15 protein-coding genes and 2 tRNA genes are annotated in these 14,780 nt (G+C 67.4%); 6 read left to right on the top strand and 11 right to left on the bottom strand.

Annotated features, from left to right (window positions below; translation table 11 throughout):
- The first annotated feature begins 7 nt into the window (after window positions 1-7).
- Window positions 8-409 carry a YXWGXW repeat-containing protein gene (locus OEJ37_RS13185; protein ID WP_174417792.1) on the top strand — a complete coding sequence of 134 codons (402 nt, stop codon included), beginning with the start codon at window positions 8-10 and terminating at the stop codon, window positions 407-409.
- Window positions 410-525: 116 nt separating this feature from the next.
- Here the strand turns inward: OEJ37_RS13185 and OEJ37_RS13190 are convergent, their stop codons facing one another.
- Complete coding sequence (locus OEJ37_RS13190; protein ID WP_263344492.1) at window positions 526-2,067, bottom strand: chloride channel protein; 1,542 nt, start codon at window positions 2,065-2,067, stop codon at window positions 526-528.
- Window positions 2,068-2,239: 172 nt separating this feature from the next.
- Here OEJ37_RS13190 and waaC point away from each other — a divergent pair, with 172 nt between their 5' ends.
- Window positions 2,240-3,238 (top strand): lipopolysaccharide heptosyltransferase I, encoded by a 999-nt coding sequence (gene waaC, locus OEJ37_RS13195; RefSeq protein WP_263344493.1) that lies wholly within the window; start codon window positions 2,240-2,242, stop codon window positions 3,236-3,238.
- Between the two features lie 24 nt (window positions 3,239-3,262).
- On the opposite strand, the gene OEJ37_RS13200 is transcribed toward waaC, so the two are convergent.
- The 9 genes from OEJ37_RS13200 to rph form a co-directional block, all read right to left on the bottom strand.
- Entirely contained in the window at window positions 3,263-3,442 is a 180-nt protein-coding gene (locus OEJ37_RS13200) for a hypothetical protein (protein WP_152855469.1), read from the bottom strand.
- 104 nt (window positions 3,443-3,546) lie between these two features.
- Window positions 3,547-4,857 carry an MFS transporter gene (locus OEJ37_RS13205; RefSeq protein WP_263344494.1) on the bottom strand — a complete coding sequence of 437 codons (1,311 nt, stop codon included), beginning with the start codon at window positions 4,855-4,857 and terminating at the stop codon, window positions 3,547-3,549.
- Between the two features lie 293 nt (window positions 4,858-5,150).
- Window positions 5,151-5,642 (bottom strand): TonB C-terminal domain-containing protein, encoded by a 492-nt coding sequence (locus tag OEJ37_RS13210; RefSeq protein ID WP_263344495.1) that lies wholly within the window; start codon window positions 5,640-5,642, stop codon window positions 5,151-5,153.
- A gap of 336 nt (window positions 5,643-5,978) precedes the next feature.
- Window positions 5,979-6,272 carry a hypothetical protein gene (locus OEJ37_RS13215; RefSeq protein WP_152855466.1) on the bottom strand — a complete coding sequence of 98 codons (294 nt, stop codon included), beginning with the start codon at window positions 6,270-6,272 and terminating at the stop codon, window positions 5,979-5,981.
- A gap of 212 nt (window positions 6,273-6,484) precedes the next feature.
- On the bottom strand, window positions 6,485-6,880 hold the full coding sequence (locus OEJ37_RS13220) for a hypothetical protein (RefSeq protein WP_174417787.1): 396 nt from the start codon (window positions 6,878-6,880) through the stop codon (window positions 6,485-6,487).
- Between the two features lie 139 nt (window positions 6,881-7,019).
- Window positions 7,020-7,107 (bottom strand) — tRNA-Ser (locus OEJ37_RS13225).
- Between the two features lie 93 nt (window positions 7,108-7,200).
- Window positions 7,201-8,415: a radical SAM family heme chaperone HemW gene (gene hemW / locus OEJ37_RS13230; RefSeq protein ID WP_263344496.1), complete on the bottom strand. Its 1,215-nt coding sequence runs from the start codon at window positions 8,413-8,415 to the stop codon at window positions 7,201-7,203.
- A 34-nt stretch (window positions 8,416-8,449) separates the two neighbouring features.
- On the bottom strand, window positions 8,450-9,076 hold the full coding sequence (rdgB, locus tag OEJ37_RS13235; RefSeq protein WP_174417785.1) for an RdgB/HAM1 family non-canonical purine NTP pyrophosphatase: 627 nt from the start codon (window positions 9,074-9,076) through the stop codon (window positions 8,450-8,452).
- Entirely contained in the window at window positions 9,069-9,809 is a 741-nt protein-coding gene (gene rph / locus OEJ37_RS13240; RefSeq protein ID WP_174417784.1) for a ribonuclease PH, read from the bottom strand. The genes rdgB and rph overlap by 8 nt, the downstream gene beginning before the upstream one ends.
- A gap of 175 nt (window positions 9,810-9,984) precedes the next feature.
- On the opposite strand from rph, the gene OEJ37_RS13245 reads away from it, so the two are divergent.
- The 4 genes from OEJ37_RS13245 (at window position 9,985) to OEJ37_RS13260 (ending at window position 14,393) form a co-directional block, all read left to right on the top strand.
- Window positions 9,985-10,908 (top strand): YicC/YloC family endoribonuclease, encoded by a 924-nt coding sequence (locus OEJ37_RS13245; RefSeq protein WP_034182984.1) that lies wholly within the window; start codon window positions 9,985-9,987, stop codon window positions 10,906-10,908.
- 109 nt (window positions 10,909-11,017) lie between these two features.
- The gene (gene gmk / locus OEJ37_RS13250) at window positions 11,018-11,701 is read left to right on the top strand and encodes a guanylate kinase (RefSeq protein ID WP_111017610.1); all 684 of its coding nucleotides are present in this window, start codon (window positions 11,018-11,020) and stop codon (window positions 11,699-11,701) included.
- Window positions 11,702-11,759: 58 nt separating this feature from the next.
- Entirely contained in the window at window positions 11,760-11,963 is a 204-nt protein-coding gene (gene rpoZ, locus OEJ37_RS13255) for a DNA-directed RNA polymerase subunit omega (RefSeq protein ID WP_006025620.1), read from the top strand.
- A 63-nt stretch (window positions 11,964-12,026) separates the two neighbouring features.
- A complete protein-coding gene (locus OEJ37_RS13260) occupies window positions 12,027-14,393 on the top strand; it encodes a RelA/SpoT family protein (RefSeq protein ID WP_263344497.1) in 2,367 nt (788 codons plus the stop codon).
- Window positions 14,394-14,587: 194 nt separating this feature from the next.
- Here OEJ37_RS13260 and OEJ37_RS13265 read toward each other — a convergent pair.
- Window positions 14,588-14,664 (bottom strand) — tRNA-Arg (locus OEJ37_RS13265).
- Window positions 14,665-14,780: the final 116 nt, after the last annotated feature.

Genomic DNA, 14,780 nt, shown 5'->3' on the forward strand with positions numbered 1-14,780 from the left:
GGTTGTGATGGCTGTCTCTACTGTTCAACGTCGTATCGTTTCGCTCGCGCTGTTTGCCGCGGGCCTGTCAGCCGTCGTCGCGCCGTTTGCCGCGCATGCGGACGAGATTCTCGTCGGCGCACCCGTGATCGCACCGCAGGGCCGCGTGGTCATCGCCGAGCCGGTCGCCGTGCGCACCGAGGAAATCGTCGTCGTCGCGCCGAATGCGCCGCCGCCCGTGCGCTACGAGGTCGTGCCGACCGCGCGGGTCGGCTACGTGTGGGAGCGCGGTCACTGGCACTGGGACCATGGCCGCTACGTGTGGATCGGCGGTCACTGGGAAGCCGAGCGCGTCGGCTTGCAATGGGTGCCGGGCCACTGGGACCAGCGCGGTCCGAACTGGTTCTGGACCCGCGGTCACTGGGCGTGATGGAGGCGCGTGATGAAAAGAACCGCAATCGCCATCGCGCTCGTCGCGATCACGCTGGCCGGGTGCATCGTCGTGCCGGCGCGGCCCGTCTACTACCGGCCGGCACCCGTCGTGATCTACTGAGCGTCGCGTGGGCCGTGCTGCACCGGACCGTGCGCGCCGGACGCCGCCGGCCCCTCGTCGTGCGTCGCCGTTGCGTGTGCCGCGTGTTCGCCCGGCGCAGCGGCGGCCGGCGCGTCGCTGCCTTCGTCGCGCAGCGTATCGAGCGGATCGGCGGGCGCGGCGGTCGCATCCTGCGGCTCGGTGACGCCGGTCGTCGCCGTCGCAGTTGCCGCGGCCGGTTCGGCGGCCGCGACGGGCGGCGCGAGATAGCGCTGGGCGAGCGTTTCGTAGAGCGGCGGCGCGAAAAAGCGCGACACGCGGCTCGACACCAGCGCGGTGGCCATCAGCGAAATCACGAGCGCGTGGCCGTTGATCATCTCCATCACGATCACGAACGATGTGATCGGCGACTGCGTGACGGCCGCGAGGTAGCCGACCATCGCGAGTGCGATCAGCATCGGCAGGCTCATGTTGCCGAACACGACGTGCAGCAGATTGCCGAACCCCGCGCCGATCGACAGCGACGGCGCGAAGATCCCGCCCGGGATGCCCGGCAGGTACGACGCGACCATCGACACCATTTTCAGGAACGGGTAGAACACCGACAACTGCTCGCGGCCGTCGAGCAGGCCGCGTGCCTCGGCGTAGCCGCTGCCGAACGTCGTGCCGCCCGACACGAGGCCGACGACGGCGATCACGAAGCCGCACAGCGCGGCGAACGCGATCGGACGCTCGCGATACAGGCCGAGCAGTTGCGCGGGCAGCCAGCGCCCCGTGTTGAGCAGCAGCCAGCAGAACAGGCCGCCCGCGATGCCCGTCACGATCGCGGTGACCAGCACCGCGAGCGCCAGCAGCTTCGGGAAATGGGGGCCGGCATCGATCGTGCCGAAATAGGTATAGTTGCCGTTCAGGCCGAGCGCGACGACGCCGGCGAGGATGATGGCGGTGATCAGCACGCCGCTCGCGCGCGCGGAGAAGCTGCGGGTCAGCTCCTCGATCGCGAACACGATCCCGGCGAGCGGCGTATTGAACGCGGCCGACAGCCCGGCTGCGGCGCCGGCAAGCACCAGTTGGCGCTCGATCTGCGCGTTCGAGCGCGGGTAGAAGCGCCGCAGGTTGAACATCAGCGCCGCGCCGACCTGCACGGTCGGCCCCTCGCGACCGATCGTGAAGCCGCCCAGGATGCCCAGGAACGAGACCAGCACTTTGCCGAACAGGATACGCAGCGTCAGCAGCCGGGCGCCGAACGCACTCGGGCGCGCATGCAGCGTCGCGATCACCTGCGGGATGCCGCTGCCCTCGGCGCCGCGGAAGAACCGGCGCGTGATCCACACCGACGCGGCGGCGATCGCCGGCGTCAGCAGCAGCGGCAGCCACGCGGCATGATCGCGCATCGTGCGGAACGTCTCGTAGCCCCAGTCGATCAGCCGCGCGTAGAGCACGGCCGCGAGGCCGACGACGATCGCGCCGAGCCAGAAAACGCCGTACTGGCGCCAGATGCGCAGCGAGCGGCGGGTGAGAGCAGGAAACAGCGCGGGAAGGGCGGGGCGTGGCATCGGCGCGGGCCGGAAGGCAAAGAGCGCATTATAAGAACGAACCGGAGCCCCGCCGTGGTTGACAGTGTTTTGCAAGTTTGTAGCATTTTGTTGCAAATGTAATGTTGGAGTAATGCTCGCGCACGACAACCGTCGCTAGCATGCCGAAATGGCCGGTCAATCCCCACATATCGTGAAACGCATCCTCATCGTAAAAGTGACGTCGCTCGGCGACGTCGTCCAGACGCTACCCGTCGTCGCGGACCTGCATCGCACCTTTCCCGGCGTGACGGTCGACTGGGCTGTCGACGAATCGTGCGCCGAGGTCGTGCGCTGGCACCCGGGCGTGAGCGCCGTCCTGTGCGCGCCACTGCGCCGCTTCAAGAAACTCCGGAGTGCCGGCGACCTGAAGGCGATCTCGGCATCGATCGGTGCGTTGCGCGCGCACCGCTACGATGCCGTCATCGACCTGCACGGCGTCTACAAGAGCGCGATCATTTCGGCGCTGGCGCGCGCCGCGCGCCGCGTCGGCTACCAGACGCAGGATCTCGGCGAAACGGGTGCACGCTTCGCGTATTCGCATCGCTTCGGCCCGCGGCCGGACTGCGACGCATGGCACGGGATGCGCGTGAGCGCCGGCGAGGCGCTCGGCTACGTGCCCGAAGGCGTCGCCACGTACGGCATCGTCGCGCCGCAGGACGCGAGCCTGCCGGCCGTCGTGACCGACGGCGCGCCGTTCATGCTGCTGTTCCATGCGACATCCAATCCCGACAAGCAATGGCCGGCCGGCCACTGGGCCGCGCTCGCCACGCAGATGATGGCGCGCGGCGTGCGCGTGCTGGTGCCGTGGGGATCGGCTGCCGAGCATGACGATGCGCAGGACATCGCCGCGCGCGCGCCGGGCGCGATCGTGCTGCCTGCGATGACCGTGCGCGAACTCGGCGCGGCGCTCGGCCGGGCCGCGCTCGTGGTGGGGGTCGATACGGGGTTCGTGCATATGGCGCACGCGCTGCAGCGGCCGACCGTGATGATCTTCGTCGCGACGTCGCGCCACCATTGCGGCATCGGCGGCGCACCGCATGCACTGTCGATCGGCGAGCCCGGCACGATTCCGTCCGTCGAGCAGGCGCTCGACGCGATCGGGGTGGTCAGCCCCGCCTGCGGCGCGCTGCGCGCGCGGCTGACCGCCTGACGCAGCGGGGCGGGCCGGGCCGGTTCAGGCGAGCAGCGCCTCGACCGTGATGACGGCGGCGATGGCCGCCAGATTCGCCAGCAACGCCTCGAACACGAGGCCGCGCCACGTCTTCGGCCGGAAGCGCAGTGCGAGCAGCAGCGCGCCACCCAGCGCGAGCGCGAGGATCAGGACGAGATCGGCATTGCCGAGGTGGATGTTCATCGCGGCGGCTCCTTCGAGGCGGGATCCCGGGGGCGCGCGGCGGCGCGCCCAGGATCGAGTATAGGCAGCGCCGGTCGCCGCACAACCCGGGTCGCCCCGGAGGCTCAGACGAGCGATGCGTCGCGCGTTTCGCGCATCAGCAGCACGCCGATCAGGCTGATCGCCGCCGCGACCGATACGTAGCCGCCGACCCACGACAACCCGCCGCGCGCAGCCAGCAGTTGCGCGATATACGGCGCGATCGACGCGCCGAGGATCCCGCCGAGGTTGTACGCGACACCCGCGCCCGTATAGCGGACGTTGGTCGGGAACAGTTCCGGCAGCAGCGCGCCCATCGGCGCGAACGTCACGCCCATCAGGAACAGTTCGATCGTCAGGAACAGCGCGACGAGCGGCATCGAGCCGCTGCCGAGCAGCGGTTCCATCGCGAACCCCGACAGCAGTGCGGCGATCGCGCCGACCACGAGCACCGGCTTGCGGCCGAAACGGTCCGACGCCCACGCGGAAAGCGGCGTCGCGAGCCCCATGAACACGACCGCGAAACACAGCAGGCCGAGGAAGCTCTGGCGCGGAATATGCAGCGCCGACACGCCGTACGACAGCGAGAACACCGTCGAGATGTAGAACAGCGTGTAGCAGACGACCATCGCGAGCGCGCCGAGCAGCGTCGGCTGCCAGTGTTGCGTGACGAGCGTCGCGACCGGCACGCGCACGCGCTCGTTGCGGTCGAGCGCCGCCTGGAACGCGGGCGTTTCGGTGATCTTGAGCCGCACGTACAGGCCGAGCGCGACGAGCACCGCGCTGACCAGGAACGGGATGCGCCAGCCCCAGCTGCGGAACTGCTCGTCGGACAGCGACAGCGCGAGCGCGAAGAACAGCCCGTTCGACATCAGGAAGCCGACCGAGGGCCCGAGCTGCGGGAACATCCCGAACCAGCCGCGCTTGCCCTGCGGCGCGTGCTCGGTCGCGAGCAGTGCCGCGCCGCCCCATTCGCCGCCAAGGCCGATCCCCTGGCCGAAGCGCAGTACGCACAGCAGCACCGGCGCGAGCGTGCCGATCGCATCGTAGCCGGGCACGAAGCCGATCGCGGTGGTGGACACGCCCATCACGAGCAGCGACGCGACGAGCGTCGATTTGCGGCCGATGCGGTCGCCGAAATGCCCGAACAGGAACGAGCCGATCGGGCGCGCAATGAACGCGATGCCGAACGTGACGAATGCGGACAGCGCCTGCGCGGTCGCGGAGCCGTGCGGGAAGAAGACGGGGCCGATGACGAGCGCGGCGGCCGTCGCGTACACGTAGAAATCGTAGAACTCGATCGCGGTGCCGATGAAGCTCGCGAACACAATGCGCCGGTGGCTGACGGCGCCGGCCGAACCGGTTGCGTGTGCAACGGCCGGGGGAGATGCGGACATGGATGTCTCCGTTTTGTCGTTGGGGCGGTCGGCTGTGCGTGCGCCCGGGCAGGCGGACGCCTACCGGGGGCAGCCGAGCGGATGATGCGGTGGCGGCGTGGACGCGCGCCGTGGTGCGAACGTCACCCGCCGGTCGACGATGGAGACGGGTATGTCGCCGCCGCCCGGTGCCGGCGTGGTCGGCTCGCATGCCGGGTGGGGCGCGCGAACGCGCGCGCGGCGTGATGGCCGCGCGATTGCGGAAAATTATAGCCAGCGCCGCCGCACACCGGCAATCGCGGCGCGGCGGGCGGTCAGTCGAGCGATTGCGCCTGCGCGGATGCAGTGCTTTGCAACTGGAAGTGGCCGTCGTCGTTGAAGAGCCAGCCTTCCATCATTTCGATCTGGCCGTTGCCGTCGAGCAGTCGCGACGGCGGCGTCGGCAGCGGCGCCGAGCGGCGCAGCGACGCGAGCGCGAGCGCTTCCGCTTCGCTGTCGCCGTTGCTGCGATAGACGGAGGCGTGGACGAGGCGGCCGTTGCGATCGACGGTGAATGCGACGACGACGAGCGAGCGGAGCATCGCCTGCGGCGTGCCGTGCAGTACGCCGGACGGATTGCGTTCGGCAACGCGTTGCGCGATCTCGACGCGATACTGCTCGCGGCTCGCGCTGCGCGTGATCGACGGGATCGTCAGGACCGGGTGCAGCGACGGCGGCGGCGTGATCGTGCATGCGGCAAGCATGGCGACGACGGCCAGCGCAGCAGCACGCAGCCGGTCGACGCGCGGAGTAAGAACGGGGCGCATGGGAGATAGCCAGAAGTGACTATAAAAAAATGATAGGCGTGCGCACGCAAGTCGATATCGGGAGAAACGCATAACGCGCGATGCGGGACGTTGCGATCGCTGATGATGACGGCCGGGCGCCGCACCGCACGTCGCGATGTGACGTGACATGTGACAGCGCGCTCGACTCGCTGGCGTCACGGCGCCTGTGCACATGTTGCAAGTTTGAAAGCTTGAAAGGCGCGGCACGCGAGTCACGCGCAGGCTCGCGACGATCGTCCGGCTGCACGCAGCGTTCGCCGAGTGCGGCACCGCGACCGACGTCCGCACAATCGCTTGCGATGCCGATCGCCGGGTTCAGAAGCCGTGCGTGACGAGCGACAGCACCGACAGGTCGGGGTGCGTGCCGTCGATGATGCTCTTGCCGATGTGCACGGCTTCGTGGACCGCCTCGTCGATGCTCGCGAAACTTTCCTCGCCGTCGGCGTGGAACGGTACCGCGTGGCCGGGCAGCGCGGGATTCGCGCCCGGATGGCACACGTAGCCGGTGTAGGTGTAGCGCGTGTCGCTGCCTGGCGCGGTGGCCGGCACGACATGGATCTCGAAGCCTTCGTAATCGACGTGTCCCGTCGGTGTCGACAGTTCGGTCATGGCGATCTCCGTGTGCCGCGCGCAGGGGTGGCGCGTGCGGCATCGAGTACGCGGCGGCGGTCGTGCCGCCGTGTTGAACGAATTCTAGGTGATCGCGGGGCGGGCCGGGAGGCTTCCGGCGCGGCGCGACAGCGGCCGTTACGCGGATTCGGTTGTGCGCTGCCGCGAGCGCGCGTGCCGTCCCGACGGACGGGCTCGCACGCGTGGCTGCGTCATTGTTTGCAGCGCGCGTCCTTTCGCAGCACGACGACGATCACCGGGTACTTCTGGCCGTGGTCGAGTTCCACGCGCGCCACGACGGTCAGCGTTGCCGGATCGGAATCGTCGTATACGCTGACCTGTTCGTTCCTGAGGTAGGTCACGCCGGTGCAGTTCGACGTGCGCCCGTCGTCCGACACCTTGCACTGGAGATCGTTGTCCTTCAGGTAGTTGTAGGGCGACGGGCTCGCGAGGTATTCGCTCAGGCCGCGCGGCGAGCCGCCGACGCCGGTCACGTACGCGATCGCGCACGACGCCTGCGCGCCGCTGCCGGAGGCGGTATCGGCCGCAGCGTGCGTGCTGACGGCAGCCAGCATGGCGACGAGCGATGAGGCGAGGAAGGGCTTCATGACGTGGGTTTCCCGTTTCGCGAATCGGAGCGCGGGATTGTAACGGCATCCGGCGCGATGCGTCGGAACGTGGGGCAGGGGCGTGCGGGCAAACAAAAACCCCGTCATTCAGCGAATGGACGGGGTTTGGCGAATTTCCTGGCGGAAGCGGTGAGATTCGAACTCACGGACAGTTTCCCGTCGCTGGTTTTCAAGACCAGTGCCTTAAACCGCTCGGCCACGCTTCCACGCGAGGCGGCATTGTAACCGAAATGCCGTGCCTGTCGACCGGAGTTGGCACTTCAGTGCTTACTCCGGTCCCATGCTTTGCATTCATCGCGTCAATCGTCGCGCAGGAACAATTCCTGCAGGTCGTTGAGGAACCGCTGGCCGAGCGGCGTCGGCGCGATCTGCGTGAAATCGCGCTCGATCAACCCGCGCCGTTCCGCTTCCTTCAGCGCCGGCTCGATCGTGCTCATCGGCAGGCCCGTGCGTTCGGCGAAGCTGTGCACGGGGAAGCCCTCGACGAGCCGCAGCGTGTTCAGCATGAACTCGAACGGCAGGTCGCGTACGCCGACCTCGCGTTCTTCCTGCACCGCCGCGCCGGTCATCGCCTGCTCGATGAAAGTTGCCGGATGCTTGTAGCGTGCCTGCCGCAGGATCCGGTTCGGGAACGACAGCTTCGTGTGCGCGCCCGCGCCGATCCCGAGATAGTCGCCGAAGCGCCAGTAGTTCAGGTTGTGCTTGCACTGATGATTCGGCTTCGCGTAAGCGGAAACTTCGTAGCGCCCGTAGCCGACCTCGGCCGTGCGCGCGTGGATCCATTCCTGCATGTCGGCCGATGCGTCGTCGTCGGGGACGACGGGCGGGAACTTCGCGAACAGCGTGTTCGGCTCGAGCGTCAGGTGATACAGCGACAGATGCGGCGGCGCGAACGACAGCGCGGTCTCGATGTCCGTGCGGCATTCGTCGAGCGTCTGGTTCGGCAGCGCAAACATCAGGTCGAGGTTGAAGTTGTCGAAGTTCTTCGCGGCGATCTCGACGGCCGCGCGCGCCTCCGCGGTGTCGTGAATCCGGCCGAGCGCCTTCAGGTGCGCCTCGTTGAAGCTCTGGATGCCGACCGACAGCCGGTTCACGCCGCTCGCTCGGAACTGCGCGAACTTCGCGGCCTCGAACGTGCCCGGATTCGCCTCGAGCGTGATCTCGGCATCGGCGTCGAGCGGCAACAGCGCGCGCACGTCGGACAGCATCCGGTCGAGACCCGCCGCCGACAGCAGGCTCGGTGTGCCGCCGCCGATGAACACGGTATGCACCTGCCGTCCCCACACGAGCGGCAGCGCCTGCTCGAGATCGGCGCGCAGCGCGTCGAGATACTCGGTTTCAGGGAATCGTTCGCCTTTCCACTCGTGCGAGTTGAAATCGCAGTACGGGCACTTGCGCACGCACCACGGAAAATGCACGTACAGCGCGAGCGGCGGCAGCGACGTGAGCCGCACCTGTCCGGGCGACGTGAACGTCGCGACGACGCGCGCGCCGGTTTCCGCGGCCTGGCTCATGCAACCTCCTGCAGCGGATGGGTATCTGGCACGGTCATGCTTCCTCCGCGAGCCGCGCAAGCAGCGCCTTCAGCGCAAGCGCGCGATGGCTGTGGGTGTTCTTCACGTCCGGCTCGAGTTCGGCTGCCGTCGCGCCGAGCGACGGCAGGTAGAAATACGGGTCGTAGCCGAATCCGTGCTCGCCGCGCGGCGCGTCGACGATCTCGCCGGCCCAGCGCCCTTCGGCGAACAGCGGCTCGGGATCGTCCGCATGGCGCACGAGCGCGAGCACGCAGCAATAGTATGCGCGCCGGTCGTCGACACCGCGCAACTGCTCGACGAGATACGCGTTGTTCGCCGCGTCGCCCTGGCCGCGGCCGGCACGCTGCGCGTAGCGCGCCGAATAGACGCCCGGCGCGCCGCGCAGCACGCGCACGCACAGGCCCGAATCGTCGGCGATCGCCGGCAGCCCGGTGAGCCGCGACGCGTGCCGCGCCTTCGTCAGCGCGTTCTCGATGAAGGTGCCGAACGGCTCGTCCGCTTCGGGCACCTCAAGGTCGCCCTGCGGCACGATCTCGATGCCGACCGTCGCGAACAGCGCGGTGAATTCGCGCAGCTTGCCGGGGTTGTTCGACGCGAGAACGATGCGCGACAGCGGCGCGATGGTGCGATCGTCAGGCATGGCCGGCGCCCAGGACGTCCTTCTGCAGTTGCACGAGCTCGGCGATCCCGCCCTGCGCGAGGTCGAGCAGCGCGTTCATCTCGGCGCGCGAGAACGGCACGCCTTCGGCCGTGCCCTGGACTTCGACGAAGCCGCCTGCGCCCGTCATCACGACGTTCATGTCGGTGTCGCACTGCGAATCTTCCGCGTAGTCGAGGTCGAGCACCGGTGCGCCTTCGTACACGCCGACCGAGATTGCGGCGACGTGGTCGGTGATCGGCGAGCGCGTGAGCTTGCCGGCCGCGATCAGCTTCGACACGGCGTCGTGCGCGGCGACGAATGCGCCGGTGATGCTCGCCGTGCGCGTGCCGCCGTCGGCCTGGATCACGTCGCAGTCGATGTGGATCGTGCGCGGGCCGAGCGCCTCGAGATCGAACACCGCGCGCAGCGCGCGGCCGATCAGGCGCTGAATTTCCTGCGTGCGGCCCGTCTGCTTGCCGCGCGCGGCTTCGCGGTCGCTGCGCGTGTGCGTCGCGCGCGGCAGCATCCCGTACTCGGCGGTCAGCCAGCCTTGCCCGCGATCGCGCAGGAATTCGGGCACGCGTTCGGCGACGCTCGCGGTGCAGAGCACCTTGGTGTCGCCGAATTCGACCAGCACGGAGCCTTCGGCATGTTTTGTGTAGTGGCGCGTGAGGGCGACCTTGCGCAGTTCGTCGGCGCGGCGGCCGCTCGGGCGGGAAAGGGAGGACGTCATGTGGGAATCGCGGAAGGAGAGGAAACCGCGATTTTAGCGCCGAACGGCGGGCTTGCCCGGCGGGGTGGTCCGCAAAAATGGGATAATGCGCGCTTCCCGCCCCGCGCTTATCCGATGCGCCGGGCGCCTCGACTTATCCCCCGCCCGCGAGGGCACCCAGACGGCGAGACGAACCATGATCTACAGCATGACGGGCTACGCGAGCGCGACGCGCGAACTCGCGACGGCCACCGGCAACGGCGGCACCAGCGTGTCGGTCGAACTGCGCACCGTGAATTCGCGCTTCCTCGACCTGAATTTCCGGATGCCGGACGACGTGCGCGCGTGCGAACCCGCGCTGCGCGAAATGCTGATGAACAAGCTGTCGCGCGGCAAGGTCGACGTGCGCATCAACCTGCAGCGCGGCGAACAGAGCATCGGCGCGGGCGCGCTGAACCAGTCGGCGCTCGGCCAGCTTGCCGATCTCGAGCGCGCGGTGCTCGACTCGTTCCCGGGCGTCGGCCGCCTGCGTGCGGGCGAGATCCTGCGCTGGCCCGGCGTGATCGCCGAAAGCGGCGTGTCGGCCGACGCGATCCGCGACGCGGTGCTCGCGTGCGGCAAGGAAGCGATCGGCGAGCTCGTCGTCGTGCGTTCGCGCGAAGGTGCGCAACTGGCGACGATGCTGCTGTCGAACGTCGCCGAGATGGAAGCGATCGTCGCGCGCATCACGCCGCTCGTGCCGGAGCTGATCGCGAAGCATCAGCAGAAGATCGTCGAGCGGCTGCAGGAAGCGCTCGGCATCGCGGCGCCCGAAGGCAGCGCGCCGATCGTGACGCGCGAGGAAGCCGCGGAGCGCATTCGTCAGGAAGTGACGATGTACGGGATCCGGATCGACATCGCGGAAGAGCTGTCGCGGCTCACCGCGCACCTGAACGAAACGCGTCACGTGATCGAGAAGGGCGGCCGCGTCGGCAAGCGTCTCGACTTCATGATGCAGGAACTGAATCGCGAAGCGAACACGCTCGGCTCGAAGGCGGCGGCCAAGGAACTGGCCGACGCGTCGATGGCGCTCAAGCTGTTGATCGAGCAGATGCGCGAGCAAGTGCAAAACCTGGAGTAAACGAGATGAAACAACCCCCACGCTCACTGCGTGTGCTCGGGGGGGCGCAGCCCCCCCGTCTCCACCGGGCGCTACCATCGAAGTGCCGGGCGGCCCGGCGGAGGCTGACATGACCCAACCCACTCACGACGGCCACGCCGCGCATTCGCTGCACGGCGGCGTCTATCCCGGCAACCTGTTCATGGTCGTCGCGCCGTCGGGCGCCGGCAAGTCGACGCTCGTGAATGCGCTGCTGTCGAAGGACAGCGACATCTGCCTGTCGATCTCGTACACGACGCGCAAGCCGCGCCCGGGCGAACAGGACGGCCAGCATTACCACTTCACGACCGTCGACGATTTCCGCACGCGTCACGCGGCGCACGAATTCCTCGAGAGCGCGGAAGTGCACGGCAACTACTACGGCACGTCGCGCGTCTGGATCGAAGAGCAGATGAAGAACGGCCACGACGTGCTGCTCGAGATCGACTGGCAGGGCGCATTGCAGGTGAAGAAGCAGTTCCGCAACGCGGTAGGCATCTTCATCCTGCCGCCGTCGCTCGACGCGCTCGAGGAGCGTTTGAAGAAGCGCGGCCAGGACGAGCCGAACGTGATCACGCGGCGTCTGCTTGCCGCCGGTAGCGAGATCGCGCATGCGTCGGAAGCGGAATACGTGGTGATCAACGAGAATTTCGAGCGTGCGCTCGCGGAGCTCGAATGCATCGTCGCGGCGACGCGCCTGCGCTTTGCTTCGCAGTACGCGCGACACGCCGAGCTGTTCATCGAACTCGGCATCCATCTGCCCCACGCGGAATGACGCGGGGCACGAGGGACATAAGGTAGAATAAGCACTATATTCAGAAGGAATTACCAACATGGCTCGCATTACCGTCGAAGACTGCCTGAAGCAAATCCCGAACCGCTTCGAACTGGCGCTCGCCGCCACCTATCGCGCGCGGCAGCTCGCGCAAGGCCATACGCCGAAGATCGAAAGCCGCGACAAGCCGACCGTCGTCGCGCTGCGCGAAATCGCCGCCGGCCAGGTCGGCGTCGAGATGCTGAAGAAGGTGCCGGTGTAACGCGCATCCGGCCCGTTCCAGCCATGTAACCCACGCGCGCAACGACTCGACCTGGAGGCGAATATGAGCACCACCCCATCGTCCGCCTCCGCGGATTCGACCTCCGAAGTCACGGCCCAGTCGCCTGCGCGCCAGTACATCGATGCGGTCCTCGAACAGTCCTTCCGGCATCTGTTCGGGCCGACCGCCACTCCGGAGCAGCCGCGCAAGCACGGCGTCGTTTCGATCGCGAAACTGACGGCCGCGCTTGCCGAGTATCTCGCCCCGGACGAAATCAAAGAGGTCAAGGCGGCGTTCCACTTCAGCGACGAAGCCCACCTCGGTCAATATCGCCAGAGCGGCGAGCCCTACATCACCCATCCCGTCGCCGTCGCGGAAATCTGCGCCGGCTGGAAGCTCGACGCGCAGGCCGTGATGGCCGCGCTGCTGCACGACGTGATGGAAGACCAGGGCGTGACCAAGAGCGAGCTGGCCGAACGGTTCGGCCCGAAGGTCGCCGAACTGGTTGACGGCCTGTCGAAGCTCGACAAGATGGAATTCCGCAGCCGCGAGGAAGCGCAGGCGGAAAACTTCCGCAAGATGCTGCTAGCGATGGCGCGCGACGTGCGGGTCATCCTCGTCAAGCTCGCCGACCGCCTGCACAACATGCGCACGCTCGGCGCGGTGCCGATGGAAAAGCGCCGCCGCGTCGCGCGGGAAACGCTCGACATCTATGCGCCGATCGCGCACCGGCTCGGGTTGAACAACACGTATCGCGAGCTGCAGGACATGAGCTTCGCGAACTTCAACCCGCATCGCTACGCGACGCTCGAGAAGGCCGTGAAGGCCGCGCGCGGCAACCGCCGCGAAGTGATCAGCAAGATCCTCGAGGCCGCGCAGCGCGCGATGGCCGATGCGAAGATCGACGCCGAGATCACCGGCCGCGAAAAGACGATCTACAGCGTCTACCGCAAGATGCGCGACAAGCAGCTGTCGTTCTCGCAGGTGCTCGACGTGTACGGTTTTCGCGTCGTCGTCGAGAGCGCGCTCGACTGCTACACGTGCATCGGCGCGCTGCACTCGCTGTACAAGCCGGTGCCCGGCAAGTTCAAGGACTACATCGCGATCCCGAAGATCAACGGCTATCAGTCGCTGCACACGACGCTCGTCGGCCCGTTCGGCGCGCCGATCGAGTTCCAGGTGCGCACGCGCAAGATGCACGAGATTGCCGAGGCGGGGGTCGCCGCGCACTGGCTGTACAAGAACGGCAGTGCGGATCTCAGCGACGTGCAGAAGCGCGCGCACCAGTGGCTGAAATCGTTGCTCGACATCCAGAGCGAAGCCGGCGATTCGAGCGAATTCCTCGAGCACGTAAAGATCGACCTGTTCCCCGACGCGGTCTACGTGTTCACGCCGAAGTCGAAGATCATGGCGCTGCCGCGCGGCGCGACGGCGCTCGATTTCGCGTATTCGATCCACAGCGATCTCGGCAACCAGTGCGTGGCCGTGAAGATCAACAATGAGCTGCTGCCGCTGCGCACCGAGCTGAAGAGCGGCGACATCGTCGAGGTGATTACCGCGCCGTACTCGAAGCCGAACCCCGCATGGCTCGGTTTCGTGCGTACCGGCAAGGCGCGCTCGGCGATTCGTCACTACCTGAAGACGATGCGTCTGAACGAATCCGTGCAGCTTGGCGAGCGGCTCGTCGACCAGAGCCTGAAGGGCTATGGTCTCGCGCTGGCCGACGTTGCGCCGGAAGTGTGGGAAAAGCTCGTGCAGTGGACGGGAAACAAGAGCCGTCAGGAAATTTTCGCGGATATCGGCCTCGGCCGCCGCGTCGCAGCGGTGATGGCCAAGCGCATCGAAGTGCTGATGAGCGGCCGCGACGCGGACGACGACCTGCCGAAGTCCGAGCGGCATCCGGCGCATCATGCGCCGCCGGTCGTGATTACCGGCACCGAAGGGATGTCCGTGCAGTTGTCGGCATGCTGCCGGCCGATTCCGGGCGACGCGATCATGGGCTACATCGGCATCGGCCTGGGGATGGCGATTCATACGACCGATTGCCGCGTCGCGCAGCGCATCCATCGCCGCGATCCGGGCCGTTGGATCGACGTCGAATGGGCGCCGCAGCCGGGCCGGCTGTTCGATGTCGCGGTGAAGGCGCTCGTGAAGAACACGAAAGGCATCTTCGCGCGCGTCGCGGCGGACATCACGTCGGCCGACGCGAACATCGTTCATATCGCGATGGACGAGGATCTGACGCACGAATCGACGGTACTGCGCTTCGTGATCCAGGTCAGCGATCGCGTGCATCTCGCGAACGTGATGCGACGCGTGCGAACCAATCCGGACGTGATGCGGATCATGCGCGAGCGCTCGACCGACGACGGCGCGCACGCGCGCCACGATGGCGGCATGCGCATCGAGCGCGAGCGGCAGGATTATTGACGCGTACCGCTCTTGCGGGCGATGCTTCGACGGCGGCTGATGGCCGCCGTTTTCATTTGTGTTGTGGAGCGAAGGTGCGGCCTTGCCGGCGCTCTTCCGAAGCGCGTCGGGCGCTCGTAAATCGGGCGTGAGTGACGGGAGAGGGGGGGGGCGGAAAAGAAAAAGGGCCTTCCCGGAGGAAAGCCCTTTTAAGGTGGCGCGGCTGGCAGGATTCGAACCCACGACCCCTTGGTTCGTAGCCAAGTACTCTATCCAACTGAGCTACAGCCGCACGCAAAACAAAATGCTACTACTTCGAACTGAAAGGGCCTTCGGTTTGGAAGGCCCTCGAAAAGGTGGCGCGGCTGGCAGGATTCGAACCCACGACCCCTTGGTTCGTAGCCAAGT

It is taken from the genome of Burkholderia sp. BKH01 (assembly GCF_025685725.1).
GTDB classification, from domain to species: domain Bacteria; phylum Pseudomonadota; class Gammaproteobacteria; order Burkholderiales; family Burkholderiaceae; genus Burkholderia; species Burkholderia pyrrocinia_C.

Excerpts from the sequence above, each read along its gene's own strand:
- OEJ37_RS13185 (WP_174417792.1), top strand. The coding sequence starts at position 8 with ATGGCTGTCTCTACTGTTCAACGTCGTATCGTTTCGCTCGCGCTGTTT.
- OEJ37_RS13190 (WP_263344492.1), bottom strand. The coding sequence starts at position 2,067 with ATGCCACGCCCCGCCCTTCCCGCGCTGTTTCCTGCTCTCACCCGCCGC.
- OEJ37_RS13200 (WP_152855469.1), bottom strand. The coding sequence starts at position 3,442 with ATGAACATCCACCTCGGCAATGCCGATCTCGTCCTGATCCTCGCGCTC.
- OEJ37_RS13205 (WP_263344494.1), bottom strand. The coding sequence starts at position 4,857 with ATGTCCGCATCTCCCCCGGCCGTTGCACACGCAACCGGTTCGGCCGGC.
- OEJ37_RS13210 (WP_263344495.1), bottom strand. The coding sequence starts at position 5,642 with ATGCGCCCCGTTCTTACTCCGCGCGTCGACCGGCTGCGTGCTGCTGCG.
- OEJ37_RS13215 (WP_152855466.1), bottom strand. The coding sequence starts at position 6,272 with ATGACCGAACTGTCGACACCGACGGGACACGTCGATTACGAAGGCTTC.
- OEJ37_RS13220 (WP_174417787.1), bottom strand. The coding sequence starts at position 6,880 with ATGAAGCCCTTCCTCGCCTCATCGCTCGTCGCCATGCTGGCTGCCGTC.
- hemW (WP_263344496.1), bottom strand. The coding sequence starts at position 8,415 with ATGAGCCAGGCCGCGGAAACCGGCGCGCGCGTCGTCGCGACGTTCACG.
- rdgB (WP_174417785.1), bottom strand. The coding sequence starts at position 9,076 with ATGCCTGACGATCGCACCATCGCGCCGCTGTCGCGCATCGTTCTCGCG.
- rph (WP_174417784.1), bottom strand. The coding sequence starts at position 9,809 with ATGACGTCCTCCCTTTCCCGCCCGAGCGGCCGCCGCGCCGACGAACTG.
- OEJ37_RS13245 (WP_034182984.1), top strand. The coding sequence starts at position 9,985 with ATGATCTACAGCATGACGGGCTACGCGAGCGCGACGCGCGAACTCGCG.
- gmk (WP_111017610.1), top strand. The coding sequence starts at position 11,018 with ATGACCCAACCCACTCACGACGGCCACGCCGCGCATTCGCTGCACGGC.
- rpoZ (WP_006025620.1), top strand. The coding sequence starts at position 11,760 with ATGGCTCGCATTACCGTCGAAGACTGCCTGAAGCAAATCCCGAACCGC.
- OEJ37_RS13260 (WP_263344497.1), top strand. The coding sequence starts at position 12,027 with ATGAGCACCACCCCATCGTCCGCCTCCGCGGATTCGACCTCCGAAGTC.